Annotated in this window: 19 protein-coding genes; 7 read left to right on the top strand and 12 right to left on the bottom strand. The window is 39.2% G+C overall.

The features are described from left to right. Positions 1-21 precede the first annotated feature (21 nt). Both F981_RS01065 and F981_RS01070 read right to left on the bottom strand, forming a co-directional pair. On the bottom strand, positions 22-2,631 hold the full coding sequence (locus tag F981_RS01065; protein ID WP_004717402.1) for an ABC transporter permease: 2,610 nt from the start codon (positions 2,629-2,631) through the stop codon (positions 22-24). Then, positions 2,631-3,380, bottom strand: coding sequence for an ABC transporter ATP-binding protein (locus F981_RS01070; protein WP_035372018.1), 750 nt, complete (start codon positions 3,378-3,380; stop codon positions 2,631-2,633). The genes F981_RS01065 and F981_RS01070 overlap by 1 nt, the downstream gene beginning before the upstream one ends. 45 nt (positions 3,381-3,425) lie before the next feature. Between F981_RS01070 and F981_RS01075 the strand changes: the two genes are divergently transcribed. Continuing rightward, entirely contained in the window at positions 3,426-4,040 is a 615-nt protein-coding gene (locus F981_RS01075; RefSeq protein WP_151027073.1) for an arylesterase, read from the top strand. 32 nt (positions 4,041-4,072) lie between these two features. On the opposite strand, the gene F981_RS01080 is transcribed toward F981_RS01075, so the two are convergent. Next, a complete protein-coding gene (locus F981_RS01080) occupies positions 4,073-4,669 on the bottom strand; it encodes a TetR/AcrR family transcriptional regulator (RefSeq protein WP_004717405.1) in 597 nt (198 codons plus the stop codon). A gap of 152 nt (positions 4,670-4,821) precedes the next feature. Here F981_RS01080 and F981_RS01085 point away from each other — a divergent pair, with 152 nt between their 5' ends. Next, positions 4,822-6,027 carry an MFS transporter gene (locus F981_RS01085; protein WP_035372022.1) on the top strand — a complete coding sequence of 402 codons (1,206 nt, stop codon included), beginning with the start codon at positions 4,822-4,824 and terminating at the stop codon, positions 6,025-6,027. A 340-nt stretch (positions 6,028-6,367) separates the two neighbouring features. Here the strand turns inward: F981_RS01085 and F981_RS01090 are convergent, their stop codons facing one another. From F981_RS01090 to thrH, 3 genes are all read right to left on the bottom strand, one after another. Next, complete coding sequence (locus F981_RS01090; RefSeq protein WP_004717407.1) at positions 6,368-6,895, bottom strand: hypothetical protein; 528 nt, start codon at positions 6,893-6,895, stop codon at positions 6,368-6,370. Positions 6,896-6,898: 3 nt separating this feature from the next. Beyond that, positions 6,899-7,921, bottom strand: a complete 1,023-nt coding sequence (locus F981_RS01095) for a hypothetical protein (RefSeq protein ID WP_004717408.1) — start codon at positions 7,919-7,921, stop codon at positions 6,899-6,901. A 274-nt stretch (positions 7,922-8,195) separates the two neighbouring features. Then, positions 8,196-8,813, bottom strand: coding sequence for a bifunctional phosphoserine phosphatase/homoserine phosphotransferase ThrH (thrH, locus tag F981_RS01100; protein ID WP_004717409.1), 618 nt, complete (start codon positions 8,811-8,813; stop codon positions 8,196-8,198). A gap of 321 nt (positions 8,814-9,134) precedes the next feature. Here thrH and F981_RS01105 point away from each other — a divergent pair, with 321 nt between their 5' ends. Beyond that, complete coding sequence (locus F981_RS01105) at positions 9,135-9,869, top strand: phosphoadenylyl-sulfate reductase (RefSeq protein WP_004717410.1); 735 nt, start codon at positions 9,135-9,137, stop codon at positions 9,867-9,869. A 405-nt stretch (positions 9,870-10,274) separates the two neighbouring features. Continuing rightward, complete coding sequence (locus tag F981_RS01110; protein WP_004717411.1) at positions 10,275-11,696, top strand: WS/DGAT/MGAT family O-acyltransferase; 1,422 nt, start codon at positions 10,275-10,277, stop codon at positions 11,694-11,696. Positions 11,697-11,799: 103 nt separating this feature from the next. On the opposite strand, the gene F981_RS23830 is transcribed toward F981_RS01110, so the two are convergent. The 6 genes from F981_RS23830 to F981_RS01135 form a co-directional block, all read right to left on the bottom strand. Next, on the bottom strand, positions 11,800-11,973 hold the full coding sequence (locus F981_RS23830; protein ID WP_004717412.1) for a PA1571 family protein: 174 nt from the start codon (positions 11,971-11,973) through the stop codon (positions 11,800-11,802). Positions 11,974-12,105: 132 nt separating this feature from the next. Next, on the bottom strand, positions 12,106-13,560 hold the full coding sequence (rng, locus tag F981_RS01115) for a ribonuclease G (protein WP_004717413.1): 1,455 nt from the start codon (positions 13,558-13,560) through the stop codon (positions 12,106-12,108). A gap of 51 nt (positions 13,561-13,611) precedes the next feature. After that, entirely contained in the window at positions 13,612-14,178 is a 567-nt protein-coding gene (locus F981_RS01120; protein ID WP_034610773.1) for a Maf family nucleotide pyrophosphatase, read from the bottom strand. Continuing rightward, positions 14,166-14,663, bottom strand: a complete 498-nt coding sequence (gene mreD / locus F981_RS01125) for a rod shape-determining protein MreD (RefSeq protein WP_004717415.1) — start codon at positions 14,661-14,663, stop codon at positions 14,166-14,168. Before mreD ends, F981_RS01120 begins: the two co-directional genes overlap by 13 nt. Then, positions 14,650-15,507, bottom strand: a complete 858-nt coding sequence (mreC, locus tag F981_RS01130) for a rod shape-determining protein MreC (protein WP_004717416.1) — start codon at positions 15,505-15,507, stop codon at positions 14,650-14,652. The genes mreD and mreC overlap by 14 nt, the downstream gene beginning before the upstream one ends. A 31-nt stretch (positions 15,508-15,538) precedes the next feature. After that, positions 15,539-16,579, bottom strand: a complete 1,041-nt coding sequence (locus F981_RS01135; RefSeq protein ID WP_004717418.1) for a rod shape-determining protein — start codon at positions 16,577-16,579, stop codon at positions 15,539-15,541. A gap of 134 nt (positions 16,580-16,713) precedes the next feature. Here F981_RS01135 and gatC point away from each other — a divergent pair, with 134 nt between their 5' ends. The 3 genes from gatC to gatB are packed head-to-tail and all read left to right on the top strand — an operon-like array spanning position 16,714 to position 20,040. Beyond that, entirely contained in the window at positions 16,714-17,028 is a 315-nt protein-coding gene (gatC, locus tag F981_RS01140) for an Asp-tRNA(Asn)/Glu-tRNA(Gln) amidotransferase subunit GatC (protein WP_004717422.1), read from the top strand. 52 nt (positions 17,029-17,080) lie between these two features. Beyond that, positions 17,081-18,559 (top strand): Asp-tRNA(Asn)/Glu-tRNA(Gln) amidotransferase subunit GatA, encoded by a 1,479-nt coding sequence (gatA, locus tag F981_RS01145; RefSeq protein ID WP_004717425.1) that lies wholly within the window; start codon positions 17,081-17,083, stop codon positions 18,557-18,559. After that, a complete protein-coding gene (gatB, locus tag F981_RS01150) occupies positions 18,559-20,040 on the top strand; it encodes an Asp-tRNA(Asn)/Glu-tRNA(Gln) amidotransferase subunit GatB (protein ID WP_004717427.1) in 1,482 nt (493 codons plus the stop codon). Before gatA ends, gatB begins: the two co-directional genes overlap by 1 nt. Positions 20,041-20,327 lie beyond the last annotated feature (287 nt).

Here is a 20,327-nt window from a genome sequence, read left to right on the forward strand (position 1 = left end):
AAACCACTTAAACAAAGCGGTTTAATTCAACTCTCTTAGACTTTGTAATGGTGGGATTTCGGATAAATAGCTCAATCGGTAACGCCCAATCAATGCGCACAACACTGCCATCGAAATTGGTAAAATCAGCCAAATTTCCCAATGTAATTGCATCACCATTTCCATACGATAACTGGCAACGGCACTAATCACCTCTGCAAAGAAACAGGAAACGATTCCCGCTAATAATCCAATAAAGCCGATTTCAAAACTCATCATATTTTTTAACTGGCGCTTTGAACTACCAAAAGAGCGTAGCAATGCCACTTCTTTTTTACGTTCATCCATCAGCAAATTGATACAGGCAATCAGTACCAAAAAGCCAGATAAACTCACCAATACTGCCAAAACCGTAATGATTTTAACCAACACAGAAACCAAGTTTTTAATTTCATCAAAAATTAAAGAGACATCAATAAAGACCGTATTGGAAAATTGCTGAATCAGATTAACCATCTTAATTTTTTCACTCGGCGGCACATAAAAACTCCCTAAGTAGCTGCCTGCATTTTCATCCAACGTCTTTGGAGTAAAAATAAAGAAGAAGTTTGGACTAAAGCTTTGCCATTCCACTGTACGCAAATTCACAACTTGCGCGTCCAAATTTCCCTCAGGCAAACTAAAGGTTAAACGATCACCAATTTTGATGCCCAATTCTTCAGCCAGTTTGGCCTCTACAGACACCTGCCCAATTTGAGTCAATTGAGCCTCTCCAACAACAATGATATTGTCTTGTGGATAATGATCTGCTTGGGTGAGATTTAACTCACGACGTAAAGAATTATTGGTTTTCACCAATTGGACAGGAAAGGCTTGACCATTTTTTGCCAATAAGCGCCCTTTTACATTGGGATATAACGGTGTGCTTTTCCAGTGTTGCTGTGCCAATTGTTGTTTAAAAGCCTCCAGTTCAAATGGTGGTAGACCATAAATAAACTGGTTAGGCGTTCCTTCAGGCAATTGTTGCTGCCAACGCTCTAATAAATCAGTTCTCAATACAGCAAGTACCGTGATCAGACTTAAACCCAATGCCAAAGCGGTAATTTGCAATGCGGTTTGCGAAGGGGTTCGGATATAGGCTGAGAGCCTATTTTTCATTGATTTTAAAGTCTTTAAAATCATCCAAACCACTGCATATAACAAAGCTGTTAACACAATGACTGTACCCATTACCAACGCAGTAAGTATCAGATTTTCGGTCAAGACCAAACTAAAAATAATCAAGCTGACTAAACCTGTAGCCATCATCCACAACATTGAACGTGCCGACTTTTCTTGTTGGCGTATCACCCGAATAGGCGGTGTATTTAACAGTTGCCACAAGCTCGGTAAAATAAATCCAATCAATACAATTGCACTGGTAAAAATTGCAATAGGCAAAGGACCAACCAGCATCTGCAACATTGAAAATTGCAACTCTAGGTTCGGAATCATCTGCAACATCAATTGCAACAACGAATAACCTAAAATCAGTCCTAAAATACTGCCAATGACAATGGCGATTAAAATAACAACACTCAGCAACCCGAGATAGGTTTGAAAAATCTGCCGTTTCGTTGCCCCCATACAACGCATCAGTGCAATATGATCTTGGTTCTGCTGTACGTAACGCTGACTGGTTAAAGCGATGGCTAAACCACATAAAAGAATCGTCAGAATATTGGCCAATTGTAAGAAAGTATCGAGGTTTTCAATCGGTTTAAGTAAGCGTGAATTGCCCTCATCTGCATTACGTAGTCTTAAATTACTTTGTGCATCTAATTCATTATCCGCATTTTGTTGATCTTGTATGGATTGATCTGTTTGTGAGTGTGTTGTTGGCTGCTTTTCAGTCAATGTGTTTTCAGTCAATGTATTGGCACTTGATGCACTTAAAGCTGAATCTGCATCCGAATTTTGTGCAATCTTTGGATTCACATTTTGCTTTTCTTGCGCTTTAAATGTCTTAAAAAATTGCTGATATGTTGCAATCGACTCCGCATCCCCTGCCATCAACAAACGATATTCAATCCGACTTCCAACTTGAATTGCACCCGTTTTTGCAACATCTGCTTGAGAGATAATCACGGTTGGCGAAAAGGCAGAAAAGCCTAATTCTTGATTTGAATCATGTTCAATGATGCCAGTAACTTTAAACTGACCATTGGCAATTTGAACGCTATCGCCTAGGTTTAATTTTAATAATTCTTGTGCGCGTTTGCTTAGCCAAACCCCGCCACTTTGTAAGGCTTGTTTTGGCGCAATCCTTAATTCACCACGTAAGGGAAATGCTGTGTCAATGGCTTTCACATTGACCATAACAAACTGATCCTGTGTAGAGGCCATTGAACCAAAAATGGTGACATGGGACTGTTTTAATTTTAAATCATCAGCCTGTTTGATCCATTGTTGGTCAATTGGATCTGTATCACTAAGTTGTAAATCTGCAGCTTGCATTTTGGCAGCTTGTAAGGTCACTGCTTGTTTGACTTGATCATTGCTAAACTTTAATGCAGTAGTCGCACTAATGGCTAAACTCAATGCAATAATCAGCAAATATATGCCTGAACTGGCAAAACTTTGCCTAAATAAGGGTTTAAACAAGGTCAACATTACACCACCTCATTCGATTGAGGCGTTTGAGCATGTTCAATCAATTGACCATCTTTTAATTCATAATGACGTTGGCACTGTGCTGCCAATTGCGAATCGTGAGTGACAAGCACTAAAGTTGTACCGAGTTCTTTATTTAAATCAAATAAGAGTTGTTCAATTTCAAATGCAGTATGTTCATCTAAATTGCCTGTAGGTTCGTCAGCAAAAATAATTTTGGGGTCAGAAATTAAAGCTCGTGCAATGGCAACCCGTTGTTGCTCCCCACCAGACAATACTTTCGGTGTTTGTTGGCTTTGTCGTTCTAAACCAACTTTGGCCAATAAACTTAAAGATTTTTGTTCTGCGTGTGCATAATTAAAATTCTTCTGTAAACGTAATGGTAACATCACATTTTCTAAGGCAGAAAGATGTGGGAGCAACTGGAAAGATTGAAATACAAAACCAATATATTGAAGTCGAATCAACGCACGTTGTTCTTCATTTAAATGCTCAATTGATTCACCACAAACACTGAGTTGACCTGCACTGGCTTGATCTAGAGTGGCAAGAATTCCCAATAAAGTTGATTTTCCTGAACCAGAACGTCCAGTAATCGCGACCTGTTCACCTGTATAAATATTAAGATTTAGATTTTCAAAAATTGTAAGCGTTTGATGAGGTAATTCTATCTTTTGTGTAAGTTGCTGTGCAGAAATTATCACTTGTGGCATGATGGGAGAAGTTGAATCATCCTGAACCTTAGACATCATAAAGTACCTTATATGCAAATCAAAAAATTGTTAAATTTGAAAATGATGAAAAACCTAATTCATTGTTTATTTTTTAGCATAATCTGTCTGTTGCCCGTTAGTAGTTTTGCAAAAACGATCATGATTTTAGGTGATAGCTTAAGTGCGGGTTATGGTATTAACCCACAACAAGGCTGGGTTTTCTTGCTACAGCAACGCTTAAACCAACAATTTCCCAAACAACATAATGTGGTCAATGCCAGTGTAAGTGGTGAAACCACCAGTGGTGCGTTGGCGCGTTTTCCAAAACTATTACAAAGCCATAAACCTGATATCGTGGTGATTGAGTTGGGTGGCAATGATGGTTTACGTGGACAACCGCCACAAATGATTCAGAAAAATCTTGCGCAATTAATTCAACAAAGTCAGAAAAGCCAAGCCACGGTCATTTTATTGGGAATGAAAATTCCACCGAATTATGGTGCAGCTTATAGCCAAGCTTTTGAGAAAAATTATCAAACCCTAAGCCAACAATACAAAGTTAAAATGCATCCGTTTTTTATGAATGGAATTGCAGGCAATAAAAGTTTGATGCAAAAAGACTTAATCCACCCCAATGCAACGGCACAGAAAATTCTACTCGATAATGTCTATCCATTGATTCGAGGCGCGCTTTAAGTTTTTCTCAAAGCCGAAATGATTGCACCTGTTTATTTGGCTAAATCGGATGTCGTGTTTTTAAGGACATCCGCAAAATTAAACAAACGTGCCAATAAGTGGTGAATATAGTCCAAACTCGATTCTTGTTCGGTAAATAGAATTCGATACAACATGGGTGCAATCACAATTTCAATAATCAATTGATTGTCGATGCTTGTTTCATTCCTTTGCTGGGCACGTTGCTGAATAATGTCTAACTGTTGAATCAAAAAGTCATAACACTTACCAGAGGTCGGCGAATCATTTTCCGCCACAATATCGCTTAAGATTGTACGCCCAACGGGTGAGGCATATTCCTCAAAATATTGCTCCATCCATGCATATAAGTCTTGCTTAAAACTACCAAGATCCGCAGGTACACTGTCTGGATGTAAAATATTAAAGGCAACATCTGCAAGCAGTTGAGATAAATCTCCCCACCGTCGATAGATCGTAGAGGGGGTGACCCCTGCATATTCAGCAATCATCGGAATCGTCAAATCTGCCACAGCTACATTCTGCTGTAATGTTTGCACCGCATTATGAACTGCAGCTTGTATTCGTGCACTGCGCCCACCGGGACGCAAACCTGTAATCACTTTCGTCATCAGCAAATCACTACAAATCTATAAATGAAAATCTATCAATGGGTTAATGATTGAAGAACAGCTTTAATCAAAAATCATCTTAGCTAAACCTTTGTGTTTAATCCAAAATACGGTATAAAAGCTAATTAATAGCTTTTATGTACATGTTGATTATGCGCAACTCTAATTTTAATCGTCAAGTGACTTCCTATAAATTAAGCCATAATGCTGCACTGTACACACATACTTTTACCCTAATGGCCTTTTTGGCAGCCTCAAGCGCACCAACACCGTTATATCGCTTGTATCAACAACACTTCAATTTTTCTCCTGTTTTATTAACGCTTATCTTTGCCACCTATGCGTTTGCATTGCTATTAACCTTATTGGTGGCAGGATCATTGTCTGATTATATTGGACGTAAGCCGGTTATTTTTGTGGCTTTGATTTTAGAAATTATGTCCATGGGCTTTTTCTTGTTTGCATCCAATATCGAAATGCTGTTTATCGCACGAGGTTTGCAAGGTATTGCCACGGCTTTAGCCGCATCTACGTTTGGAGCAGCTTTGCTTGATCTGAGTAAAACACAGGGTTCTTTAATTAATAGTATTTCTCCAATGCTTGGTATGGCTGCGGGTATGCTAATGACCTGCATTGTTTTAGAGTTTTCGACTGTTCCATTAACACTTATTTTTGAAATACTCATTTTTCTGTTTGTATCTACCACATTTATCGCAATTTTTAGCCCTGAAACCGCAACTAAACGTGTGGGTGCTTTGGCATCATTAAAACCGCAACTGACTGTTCCAGTACAAACCCGAAAAGCACTCTTGATCGTAAGTCCAATTAATATCTCGTTATGGATGGTCAGTGGGTTCTTCCTCTCGTTAATGCCTTCATTGCTGGCTCAAGCTTTCCATGTGCAATCGGCATGGTTGAATGGCATGATGTTTATTACCCTATCAGTTTCAGGCGCACTTGGAATTTTAACCCTGCGCAATGCACACACATTTAAAATTTTAATCACTGCTGCAATTACGATTGTCTCGGGCTCAAGTGTTATTTTACTTGGCATTCATCTGGTGCAACCAATCTTATTGTTTATTGGTGCTGTGGTGACTGGGATTGGCTTTGGTACAGGTTTTATGGGTGCAATTCGTGCTGTTATGCCCTTAGCTTTACCTGAACAACGTGCAGGTTTAATGGCCGCATTTTTTGTTGAAAGCTATTTGGCCTTTAGTATACCTGCGATTATTGCTGGATACTTTGTCAATAAAGTGGGCTTAATTTTTACTGCAGATGTCTATATTTGTATGATTATCTTGTTGGCCAGCTTGGCGTTTGTTTTTGCGTTTAAAAATAAACAGAACATTCATTAAAACTATGTCTTGAATAGCCAATGATTTTGTAGACACCTTTTAGTTAGATATTGACCGTACTTTTGTTAAGAAAGCTACATAAGTTCTATATCTGATACTCATAAGCTGAGTATCAGTTAAATTATAGTGAAAATCACCAGACAGATATTGGGTATAGCCATTTTTGGATAGACCTAAATCAGGAACCAGCTTTGTGTTAGTTGGGAAGATGGTGAATGTTGGTTACCATGTTGAAAGAGTATGCAGATTGTACATACCCTTGTAATTACTAAATGACTTTAAGATTTGATCGTACGCAATTTGGGCACACAAACAAAAATCTTATTTCAATTATCTAAGGTTAACTATTTTCTTTTACGATTTGATTTAGGTATTGATTCCTAATTTCACAAAATTCTAATGGTTTATTAACACTCAAAAATTCAGGAAGACTATCATAATCAATCACTTCTCCATTTGGTTTAACGTATCGAAATTCTTGTTGATCACTTACCTCAGTTATATAAACACATTCATCAGAACCATTAAGCCATTTGTGTTTTGTGTGTTTATTTTCTTTAGATACGACTTCAACTAACACAGTATTTAACTTTTTAAATTGACCATTAATTACCTCATAGTCTCTAGTACCATAAAATTTACCATTAGCATCCATTAGATATTCTTGATAAGCAATTACTTCATAATATTCGTTGTATAATGTTTCGCTAGTTTTTTGCTTAGAGCCATTAAACTCCTGAACTTGATCTAAAACTATTTTTTCCCTAATAAAATGAGAAATTCGAAAACAATATTCCATTTCATCAATAAAATAAATTGTTTTAACAGGTTGGCCCTTTGATGGCTTAACTATATTTAACTTAATCATATTTTACCCTGGTGAATGTATACCTGGTCTAGGTGGTGGGGATTTTTGTTTCCATCTAGACGCGTTTGGAGTTTCATAGCACCCTTCTAAAGCAGCATCTAAAATTCGTTGACGTAAAATTGGTTGTTCAACTTGCACATATCTATAAATATGTCCCTCCCATGAACCAACACCTTGAAGCGGATTTTTTAATGCATAATACTTATTATACAAATCATAAGAATCAACAAACAACTCGTTATATCTATCCTCAATAATCCGTGCTTGCCCATTCATATATGCATTGTGTGTACGGCATTTATCATCAGCATTATCTTCTAATTCTTTTTCAATTGGTTTTGCTTTGGCATCATCCTGTTCAGCCTCTGACAAAATATTTGTCGCTGCAGCTAAAACAGCAAACTGCGCATCAAGGTTATCACTTTCTGCATTCTCAATGACTTGTTGGGCGGCGGTTATGAGGGAGAGGTATTTTTCTTCAGTTGTAACTGTTCCAGACAAATAAATGCTTGTAGCAACTTTCTGCTGCCCATTCAAATAGCATGCAATATCAGTCCTATTATTTGTAAAAACAGGTGTTGCAGATGTGCTCCAACCTGTTGGACCAACATAACGAGGTGTAGAACCTGGATATAATTGCGCACAATAAGTTAAGGCAAGGACATTATAATCCGGTCCTGAGAGATGATCTAAATAGTAAGTAGCACCAGGGCTAATTTTCCTTATTTTATATTGAACTTGATTATTCGCTGGATCTAAAATCCAATCCACTGCACCCAATAACTGCTCAACAGCAAAACTTAGTGCAATGCCTGCAATGCCTCCACGTAAAACTTTAGCAACTTGCGAAGCATTTGGAGAGATTAGGATTGATGAGGTAGCTGACCCTTTTGTACCATCATATAAAATTGATGCACCTAGAGCGGTTGGGTTTGATAATGTCCATCCCCCAATTGAAGCATTCACTAAAGCTGAATTTAATAACAATAATAAGGAAGCTATGAAAATTACTATTCTTCTAAACATATATCTGCACCTTTCTTATTTATTGAGACATTATCTCGATATTCTTCTAATAACAGTTCTAAGTTCACTACGATTAAAGTTACCTTTTTTTCATTTCTTAGTTTTAATTCTAGTGAATGAACTCAAGCTTTAACATTGTTGCAAAAGTTTGATCCTGTTGCAATGTTTCTCTTCATTAAAAAATTGTATTTCAAATTTGATTCAAAAAATAACTCTTAAATTATTGTTATCAAATAAAAAGGCGCATTGAGCGCCTTTGGATTTAAATCTTAGATTAAGCTGGAATATCACGAATAGACGCTTTGCGAATTGCTTCTTTAAGTGCGTCATAACCATGAATTGGCGGGAACTGTGGAAATTCACGAATCACATTTTCAGGCGCGTCAAATAAGAAACCATGATCAGCTTCACCCAACATGGTTGTATCGTTATACGAATCGCCTGCTGCGATCACACGGTAATTTAGACCATGTAAGGCTTTTACAGCTTCACGTTTTTGATCAGGTTGGCGCAATTTATACGCAGTGATCATACCATTTTCATCCGTTTCTAATTTATGACAGAAAATTGTTGGCCAACCTAACTGTTGCATCAACGGATGTGCAAACTCATAAAATGTATCTGAAAGAATAATCAACTGAAAATGGGTACGTAACCATTCTACAAACTCTTTTGCACCCGGAAATGGCCCCATGTCTGCAATCACAGCTTGAATGTCATTTAAACCTAAACCATGCTGTTTAAGAATATTTAAACGTTGAGTCATCAACACATCGTAGTCAGGAATATCACGAGTTGTTGCTTCTAATTCTTTGATTCCTGTTTTTTTAGCAAAATTGATCCAGATTTCTGGTACCAATACACCCTCAAGATCAAGACATACGATTTCCATGGGTTCTCCCAAATGTCAGTTAAAAATTTTGGGCTTATCATAGCACTAAAGTTTAAAAAGAATGCTGAAAGTTTTTACAGCAAACCCATTTCATTTGGTTATGCATAAGGCTTGTGAATATTTACAAATCTGTTTTATTCATAAGTATTTTAATTAATCTGCTAAGTAGCATATTTCATTTACTTTAAAATATCTGGATCGTCAAAAGCAGCAATTCACATAAGTTGAATTGACCTAATTTTTGCCAAAATGCTTAAATTCAAATATCTTTTGAACATGTTTACGAAAATTGTAGCTTCAAGCTAACTGCCAGGAGCAGATATGACCGCCATTCCAACCATAGATCTTGTGGACGCACTTGCGACTGAGTATGCCGACAAATCACCTTCTGAAATTTTAGAACTTGCGCTTTCTCAGCAAGGTGAAATTGCAATTTCATTTTCTGGCGCAGAAGATGTTGTTCTTATCGATATGGCACACAATTTAGGTAAACCATTTCGTGTTTTTAGTTTAGATACAGGTCGTTTACACCCTGAAACCTACCAATTTCTTGAAACCGTACGCAAGCACTATGGGATTAAAATTGAGATTTGCTTTCCAGAAGCCGATGCCGTTCAACAGTTGGTCAATGAAAAAGGTTTATTTAGCTTCTATCAAGATGACCATAAAGAATGCTGTGGTATCCGAAAAGTTCAGCCACTACGTAAAAAATTAGCCACTTTAGATGGTTGGATTACTGGGCAACGCAAAGATCAAAGTCCAGGTACACGGACGGAAATTCCAGTCATTCAAGCGGATAGCGGTTTTTCTGGTGAAGGCAAACAACTGATTAAATATAACCCATTGGCCAATTGGTCAAGTGCGGATGTATGGAACTATATTCGTATGATGGAGATTCCTTATAATCCATTACATGAAAAAGGCTTTATCTCAATTGGCTGCGAACCATGTACCCGTCCAGTATTGCCAAATCAACATGAACGCGAAGGACGTTGGTGGTGGGAAGAAGCAACACATAAAGAATGTGGCCTACACGCAGGCAATTTAAAAAAGTAATATCAGGAAAACTCATTAAAACTCATGAATTTTTATTAACTTAACGTTCATCGAAATGCTTGGATTTTACGCTTAGAAAAGTTTTATACTAAGGTTTGTTGATATTTCATCTATAGCTTGTGTTCTAGGCTAAAGTTGAGTAGGCAAAGGCATGAAAAAATAGTGAGACTATTTTCAGGTTTCATCACTCAAACTGAGAAATTTTAGCTATACCCAGAATGCCAACAAAGCGCTGCATTGTTGGCAACACAAAATGTAACGATGTACCTGATGTTTTCTAACATCACATCGTTGTAAACATGGACGAATGATCAACAGACCCAAGTTACACGGTTCTATAATTCTAACAATTCACCAGCTCATAAATGAGTTGTTGTAGAAATTGCAGTGAGGCAATCCAAGACTATGCGCCCATTACACCCTATTGATTTTATTTTTTTAAATTTAGAAAAACGTCAACAACCCATGCATGTTGGTGGGTTATTCTTATTTGAAATACCAGAACATGCGCCTTCTACCTTCATTCAAGATCTTGTTGCAGATATTCGTAATTCAAAATCTATTCCTGTCCCACCCTTTAACAATCGCTTAAGTGGCATGTTTTGGGATGAAGACGAAGAGTTTGATATCGATCATCATTTCCGTCATATCGCACTACCTCATCCGGGACGTATCCGTGAATTATTGGTTTATATTTCACAGGAACACAGTTCGTTGATTGACCGAGCAAAGCCACTTTGGACCTGTCATATTATTGAAGGGATTGAAGGCAATCGCTTTGCCATGTATTTTAAAATCCACCATGCCATGATTGATGGTGTGGCTGGTATGCGTCTGGTGGAAAAATCATTTTCAAAAGATGCTGACTCCAAAACCATTATTCCGCCTTGGTGTGTCGAAGGTAAACGGGCAAAACGTTTAAAAGAAACCAAACTGGATAAAGCTAAAAAAATATTCTCTGCCTTAAAAGGGCAAGTTGAAGCAGCACCTAAGGTCACTCAAGAGCTGTTCCAAACTGTATTTAAAGAAATGGGGAAAAACCCCGATTATGTTTCAAGCTTTCAAGCGCCGAGTAGTTTATTTAATCAACGGGTAAGTTCATCACGTCGTTTCGCTGCTCAGTCTTTTGAACTTGATCGTTTTAGAGATATTTCCAAAGCTCTTGGTGTAACGATTAATGATGTGGTACTTGCGGTGTGTGCAGGTGCATTACGTGATTATTTAATCACACAAGAAGCTTTACCGAAAAAACCTCTGATTGCGATGGTTCCAGCCTCATTACGTGATGATGACTCAGATATGAGTAACCGTATCACCATGATTTTGGCAAATTTAGGTACACATAAAGAAAGTCCTTTAGAGCGTTTAGACATTATTAAACGCAGTGTACAAAATGCAAAAAATCGTTTTAAACGTATGAGCTCTGATCAAATCTTAAATTATAGTGCTTTCGTTTTTGGTGCAGCAGGCGTGAATATTGCATCAGGACTTATGCCAAAACGTCAGGCGTTTAACGTAATCATTTCCAATGTACCTGGACCACGTGAACCTTTGTATTGGAATGGCGCTAAATTAGATGCCCTCTATCCTGTTTCTATTGTTTTGGATGGTCAGGCACTAAATATCACCATGACCAGTTATTTAGATAAATTAGAAGTCGGTTTAACGGGTTGCCGTAAATCTCTGCCTAAATTGCAGAATCTTCTCACGCATTTGGAAAATGAAATCCAAAAGTTTGAGCAAATTATTGCAGAGAAAAATGCAGTAGAACTTGCCGACAAAAAGCCAAACGCTCAAGCCAAGGCAAAAACGGATCTCAAGATGTAGCGAAGGAATCTGTTGCAGCACGAAAGTCAGTATAGGATTTTATAATTGATTTAGAGATAAAAACTTAAATTGATTCAAAAATTAAGGGGCTAATATATGCCCCTTAATCTTTAACATTACGACACTTATTTAACAGTTGATGACAGACATTAACCACCATGTCTTTAGTGATTTTCACTTCTTGACCATTGTCATCTAACATAACACATGTATTTTTAGGCTGGCTTTCCAACACATGCTTGATACTACGACTGATTAATTGTTCACTTACACTCATTTTATGACCTCACTTGCTAAGACTGTGAAAGGGAGAAAGTCTTTGGCTACCTTTGTAATCTAGTATTGTGAAATCAGTTCAAAAAGTAAAATTTCAGATGTAACAACTGTTTAACGACATCCTGTTACAATTTCAACTCAAAATGATATCGTATTGCTCTTGCGTGTATAAATTTTCGACTTGGAATTTAATCACGCGATTAATAAAATGCTCTAAATCCGCGACAGCTGGGGCTTCCGCAGTTAATAGGCGATCAATCACCGATGGATGACCGATAACAGTAAAGCCACTCTTAGACTCATAAGCACGGGTATATCTTAAGATTTCTCGAAAAATTTCGTAACACACTGTCTCTGCTGTTTTCACAAATCCGCGCCCTTGACAGGTCGGACATGATTCACACAACAAATGCTCTAATGATTCACGGGTACGTTTACGTGTCATTTCAACTAAGCCAAGTTCAGAGACTTGGGTAATCTTGGTTTTTGCATGGTCACGTTCCAGCATTTTATCAAACTGGTTCATGACCTCTTCACGATGTACAGCTTCCTGCATATCAATGAAGTCAATAATAATAATGCCACCCAAATTACGTAAGCGTAATTGGCGCGCAATCACCTGTGTCGCTTCCATATTGGTTTTAAACACAGTGTCTTCTAGCGTACGGCCACCGACATACGAACCTGTATTGACATCAATTGTGGTCATCGCTTCAGTCTGATCTATCATCAGATAACCACCTGACTTCAAAGCTACACGGGTTTGTAATGCTTTTTGGATATCTTCTTCAACATTGTACAAATCAAAAAGTGGACGCTCACCAGGATAGTGCTGCAAGCGGCTTTCCATACTCGGTACAAATTCACAAACGAACTCTTGCAACTTGGCATGTATTTCCCGTGAATCGACATAAATTGTTGCCGTATCATCATTGGCTAAATCGCGAATAACACGTTGTGGTAAAGGAAGTTCTTCAAAAATCAGCGAAGGTACTGCAATAATTTTTTGTTTTTTCTGAATAAATTCCCAAAGCTTGGCTAAATATGCCATATCTTGAGCAATTGAAGCCTCTTCAATTCCTTCAGCGGCTGTACGTACAATCACTGAACCCGGCAACTTATGCTCGCTTTGAATTCTTTCAATCATCGAGCGTAAACGGTCACGTTCTTCTTCAGACTCAATCCGTTGCGATACACCAATATGACTGCCATATGGCATCAAGACAAGATAACGAGATGGGATAGAAAGATCGGTACTGAGTCGCGCACCTTTAGTGCCCAACATGTCTTTCATCACTTGAACCGTCAGAATTTGACCGGGTTGTAATAACTCAAAGACATTTGGCGTAGGTTGATTACGCGGCCAAATCATATCATTGATGTGTAAGAATGCAGTACGAGATAACCCGATATCGACAAAGGCTGCTTGCATCCCTGGAAGTACACGGACAACTTTTCCTTTATAAATATTCCCGACTAACCCGCGTTTAACAGTTCGTTCAACAAACAGTTCGTTGACCGTACCATTTTGAATTAGCGCCACACGACATTCCATAGGTGTGACGTTAATCAATAACTCGTCAGACATAACTAAACTCAAAACATTATAAAAATTCTTTTCAGCAGTTAATTTAGTGCCTCAACTGCGCTGATCTATACGATCAAGTAACTGTATCGTTTCATGCAACGGTAGCCCAACCACATTGCTATAACTACCCTTTATACCTGTCACATACTTTGCCGCAATGCCTTGAATTGCATATGCGCCAGCTTTCCCCAAAGGTTCACCTGTAGCCCAATATTCTTCCATATCATTCAGACTGAATTGTTGGAACTCAACTTCCGTGCGAACCACGACACTCAATAATTGATGTGCATTTGCAACACAAACACCTGTCAACACTTCATGTTTTTGACCTGACAATAATGTCCATATTTCAAAAGCATGCTGCTTAGATGTTGGTTTCCCAATAATTTGATTGGCAAAAACCAAGCTTGTATCTGCTGCAATAACAGTGCTTTGCGGATGCAACGCCAATACCACTTTGGCTTTGCTTTCAGCCAAACGTTGTACATACTGCTCAATCTGTTCATGTTCCAAGACAGATTCATCAATATCTGGGCTGTGGATGCTAAAATCCAAGCCCACTTGTAAAAGCAGCTCTTTACGCCTTGGTGAGCCTGAGGCCAGAATTAAATGCGCCATCTTCTTAATAAATAATAAAGAACTGGCCAGCAAAAAATACTCGAAACCAATGTTTGCCAATGACGGGTAATCGAAAAATGCGTACCAGCCATCACTTGCGCCATAAAGGTAAAGACCAAATGCGCGAGAATTGCAAACATACTAATAATCCAAAGATTACTAAATGTCAGTACACGTCTTTCTCGAATAAAATAGCGAGTTAAAAATGCAATCAGCACATAGCTCAATGCATTCATCCCCAAAGGTGCATCTAACAATAAGTCAGTAAATAGCCCCATGGTAAATGCAAACCAAATTCCACACCATGTAGGCTGACACAGCACCCAAAATAGCATGATTAAAAACATATACAGTGGCCGCCATCCTGCTAATGCATAGGACATCGGATAAACCACTAAAATTGAACCAATAATAATTGAGACAACAATAATCCATAATGGATCTTTACGTTGCTTTTCAGAAGGTAATTTCTTAGCGATCAACATTTGGCTGCTCCATCGCTAAAGAATCAGAGAAAAGTACCACAACATGATGACCACCTGCTAATTGTGCAGCTGGAACCACATCAATTTGCGCAAACTCACCCGTGTTATGACGCATGACTTTAGATACAGAACCGACCAAATAGCCTGCTGGGAAATGTTGCCCCAAACCTGAACTATAAACTTTATCACCCACTTTGATATTGGCACTTGTTGGAACATATTCCATTTTCAAATGTCCTAAATCACCAGTACCCGTCACGATGGCGCGCATACCTGAGCTTTCTAAACGTACAGATAAAGAATGTTCTTTATCGGAAAGCAACATGACACGGCTACTATGTGGATAGACGTTGATGATTTGCCCCATGATTCCTTTATCATCTAAAACGGTTTGCCCAACTTTTAAATGATTGGCTTCACCACGGTTAATGATAATGATATGACGCAATGGGTCAGCATCGGTTCCAATCACTTCTGCAATTTCCATACGTCCATCGATAATCAATGGCGTATCGAGCAAACCACGTAAACGGGTATTTTCAGCAGAAAGTTCAGAGAGTTTTTGCAGACGTACTTGAGCCTGAAGCAATTCAGCTTGCATCGCGGTATTTTCACGACGTAACTGAGCCTCAGATTTAGTTTGTTGATTTAGCCATTCTTTCGACAATACAGGATAGCTTGCTAAGGCATAAATTGGATTATATGCCGCATACAAGACATCTCTTGCAGGTTGAATCACTTGTGGCATGCGCCAGTTAAAAAACAGCACTACCAAACAAGTGATGACCGCAATGATGAACGAGCGAAAAGATGGCGGTTGTCTTGAAAAGAGATTCGGTTGCACCGCCTCATCCTTAAACTTAATCGAGTATAGTTTAGCCTACAAAAAGCATATCATGGTTTGGATTGTCAAAGAATTCTAAGACTTTACCGCCACCACGCGTTACACAAGTTAAAGGATCTTCTGCTACAACAACAGGTAAACCTGTTTCTTGAGCAAGCAACTTATCTAGGTTACGCAGTAATGCACCGCCACCTGTCAACACAATACCACGCTCTGCGATATCAGAAGATAACTCAGGTGGAGTTTGCTCAAGTGCCGATTTCACAGCAGAAACAATACTTTGTAATGGATCAGAAATCGCTTGGGTAATTTCATCTGAAGTTACCGTAATAGCACGCGGTACACCTTCAGCAAGGTTACGACCACGAACTTCAATTTCTAAAGTTGTGCCATCAGCAACAGCCATGCCCACTTCTTTTTTGATAGTTTCAGCCGTTGTTTCACCAATTACACAACCATGTGCTTTACGTACATAGTTAATAATTTGTTCATCAAAAACATCACCGCCAATACGTAAAGAATCTGCGTACACACAACCTTGTAAAGAAATGATGGCAATTTCAGTTGTACCACCACCCACATCTACGACCATAGAACCACACGCTTGCTCAACAGGCATACCCGCCCCAATCGCAGCAGCCATAGGCTCTTCAATCAAACGTACATCACGTGCACCTGCGTTAAACACAGCTTCACGAATCGCACGGCGTTCTACCAATGTTGATTTACATGGTACACATACCACTACACGAGGTGCAGGTGGAAATAAACGTTTTTCATGCACTTTACCAATAAATTGATTTAACATGGTTTCAGTAACTTCGAAATCTGCAATAACACCATCTTTCATCGGACGGATTGCAGAAATATTGGCTGGGGTACGACCAAGCATTTGCTTAGCATCTAAACCCACAGCTGCAACAATTTTCTGCGAACCACTGTGACGAATCGCCACAACTGTCGGTTCGTTTAATATAATGCCCCTTCCTGGTGCATAAATAAGTGTATTTGCAGTACCTAAATCAATGGCTAGATCTGGCGAAAACAAGCCAATTAGTCGTTTTAGAATCACGGGTCGTTCTCAGTTTAAACTTTATATGGACGCAAGATGGCAACTTTAACTAAATGTGATGATTTGAACAAGTCAATCGCTTATTATAACGCACGATATTTTGAATTTTTTTAAAACTGATTAGGTGAGACATCATGTCAAGTTCAGATGTTCAGCATTCTGCAGAATTAAATGCACAAACTGTATCGCAAATCGCCAATCTTGCTCGATTGTCGCTGAATGATACGCAATCTGCTGAATATGCTCAAAGTTTAAATAAAATCTTAGGGATGATGGAGACCTTAAAAGCGATCAATACCGATGGTGTTGAGCCACTTAAGAGCCCATTTGATAATCCGCAACCACTTCGTCCAGATGTCGTGACTGAAGCGAACCATCGTGAAGAATATCAAGCCATTGCTCCTGCAACTCAGGATGGTTTGTACCTCGTTCCGAGAGTGATTGAATAATATTTGATCAAATGAACTTATTTTAAAAAATTAATCGTAAAGAATTGTACTCATGACTGATTTACACCGTTTATCGATTCGTGAAATGACAGAAGGCTTAAAATCTGCCCAATTTTCATCTCGTGAATTGACTCAGCATTATTTGGACCGTATTGCGAAAATTGATGATCGTGTCAAATCGTATGTAACGGTCACTCCCGAACAAGCATTGGCTCAAGCTGATGCTGCTGACAACTTACTAAAATCTGGAACTGCTGGCGTATTGACTGGTGTTCCACTGGCGCATAAAGATATTTTCTGTACCCAAGGGATTAAAACCACTGCGGGTTCAAAAATGCTGGACAACTTCATTTCACCTTATGATGCAACTGTGGTGGCGAAAGCCAAAGCAGCTGGCCTAGTGACTTTAGGTAAAGTGAACATGGATGAATTCGCAATGGGTTCAACCTCTGAAAGTTCATTCTACGGCGCGACTAAAAACCCATGGAACTTAGAACATGTTCCAGGTGGCTCTTCTGGTGGTTCTGCGGCTGTTGTTGCGGCTGATCTTGCACCGCTTGCAACAGGTACCGACACAGGTGGTTCAATTCGCCAGCCTGCTTCTTTCTGTGGCTTAACCGGTCTTAAACCGACCTATGGCCGTGTCTCTCGTTTCGGGATGATTGCATTTGCGTCATCACTTGATCAAGGTGGCCCAATGGCACGTTCTGCTGAAGACTGTGCCTTTTTGATGAACACCATTGCTGGACATGACCTCAAAGATTCAACCTCAATCAACAAAGAAGTGGATGACTATGTTGCAAACTTAAATGCAACAGCAGTGAAAGGTTTACGTATTGGTATTCCAAAACAATACTTCAATGTTCAAGGCCTTGATGCAGAAGTTAAGGCACGTGTTGAAGAATCTTTGAAAAAATTACAAGACATGGGCGCGACATTGGTTGAGATTGACCTCAACATGACTGAAGCCTATGTACCAACTTATTATTTGATCGCACCTGCGGAAGCGTCTTCTAACTTGTCACGTTATGACGGTGTTCGCTATGGCTACCGTTGTGAAAACCCAACTGATATTTTAGATCTCTATAAACGCTCTCGCTCAGAAGCGTTTGGTGCAGAAGTACAACGTCGTATCTTGATCGGTACTTATGCGCTTTCTGCTGGTTATTACGATGCTTACTACGTGAAAGCACAAAAAGTTCGTCGTTTAATCCAACAGGATTTCTTAAAAGCTTTTGAAAATGTCGATGTGATTGCAGCACCATCTGCACCAACAACAGCATACAAAATCGGTGCGAACTTGAGTCCAACCGAAATGTATTTAGGTGATATCTATACACTTGCGGTGAACTTGGCGGGCTTACCAGCCATTAACGCACCTGTTGGTTTTGATACGAATAATCTCCCAGTAGGTTTACAGTTAATTGGTAACTATTGGTCAGAATCACAATTACTTTCAATTGTGCATCAATATCAACAAAATACAGATTGGCATACTAAACGTGCGGCTATTGCTGAGGAGAATGCATAATGACTGAAGCTCAAAAGTTAGCACCATCCGTGTCAAAGCTGATTGACGGTTGGGAAGTCGTTATTGGTATTGAGATTCACACTCAACTTGCAACTCAGTCTAAAATCTTTTCAGGTTCATCAACTGAATTTGGTCAAGACCCAAATACTCAAGCCAGCCTAGTTGACTTGGCAATGCCGGGTGTACTTCCTGTGTTAAACCAAGAAGTGGTTGATCTTGCAATTCGTTTTGGTTTGGGGATTGATGCCTATATCGACCAAGCCTCTGTATTTGCGCGTAAGAACTACTTTTACCCAGACTCGCCAAAAGGCTACCAGATCAGCCAGATGGACAATCCTATCGTTGGGCTAGGTCATATCGATATCCAGCTTGAAGATGGCACAGTGAAGCGTATAGGCGTGACTCGTGCGCATTTGGAAGAAGATGCAGGTAAATCGATTCACGATCAATTCGAAGGCATGTCTGGCATCGACTTAAACCGCGCTGGCACCCCTTTACTTGAAATCGTGTCTGAACCTGATATGCGTTCAGTTGAAGAAGCTGTTGCTTATATCAAATCGATTCACACTTTGGTGCGTTGGTTAGGGATTTCTGACGGCAACATGGCTGAAGGTTCATTCCGTGCTGACTGTAACGTATCGTTACGTCGTCCGGGGCAACCATTTGGTACCCGTTGTGAGTTAAAAAACCTCAACTCATTCCGTTTTATCGAACAAGCCATCAATGTTGAAATTCAACGTCAAATGGACATCTTGGAAGATGGCGGTCGTATTGATCAAGAAACCCGTTTGTTCGATCCAAACAAAATGGAAACACGTTCAATGCGTTCTAAGGAAGAAGCCAACGATTACCGTTACTTCCCTGACCCTGACTTGCTTCCAGTGATCATTGCAAATGAGCAAATTGAAGCTGCTCGTGCTGCACTTCCAGAGTTACCTAAAGCACGTCGTGCGCGTTTTATCGCGGACTTTGCTGTAACTGAATATGATGCACATGTACTGACTCTATCTCGTGAATTGGCTGACTTCTATGAAGCGGTTGTTACTGCTTCTGGCGGTGCGGCTCAAGGTAAAGTTGCTGCAAACTGGGTGATGGGTGAATTCTCAGGTGCTTTAAATAAAGCCAGCCTTGAACTTCAAGATTCTCCTGTTTCAGCAGAACAACTTGGCGGGATGATCGCACGTATTGTTGACAACACGATTAGCGGTAAGATTGCCAAGCAAGTGTTTGGCTTTATGTGGGAAGAAGGCAAAACTGCAGATGACATCATTGCTGAAAAAGGCTTGAAACAGGAAACTGATACAGGTGCCATTGAAGCCATCATCAAAGAAGTGCTTGCTGCCAATGAGAAGATGGTTGAAGAGTATAAATCTGGTAAAGAGAAAGCATTCAATGGTCTAGTTGGTCAAGTGATGAAAGCCTCTCGTGGTAAAGCCAATCCTGCTCAAGTCAATGAATTGATGAAGAAATTGATTGGTTAAGCTGATTTAATTTTAAAAGAAAACCCGCATTAGAGCGGGTTTTCTTTGTTTAAAGCGTTGGTATGTTTAGCTTTTTAAAAATTTGGTTATATTCAAATCTATTATTTTCTTTCAAAATTTTTTATCTGGGAAAGCGCCCTCACCCCAGCCCTCTCCCGGAGGGAGAGGGAGCGTCATCTGATTTTAATCATATTATTAATCTCATACTTTTTACGAGATAAGAAGCATAACGAGGCAAAGAGGCAAAGAGGCAAAGAGTCATTTTATCTTCACTATTACTTTTTTAT

Origin of the sequence: Acinetobacter guillouiae CIP 63.46, from assembly GCF_000368145.1 — a bacterium.
GTDB lineage: Bacteria > Pseudomonadota > Gammaproteobacteria > Pseudomonadales > Moraxellaceae > Acinetobacter > Acinetobacter guillouiae.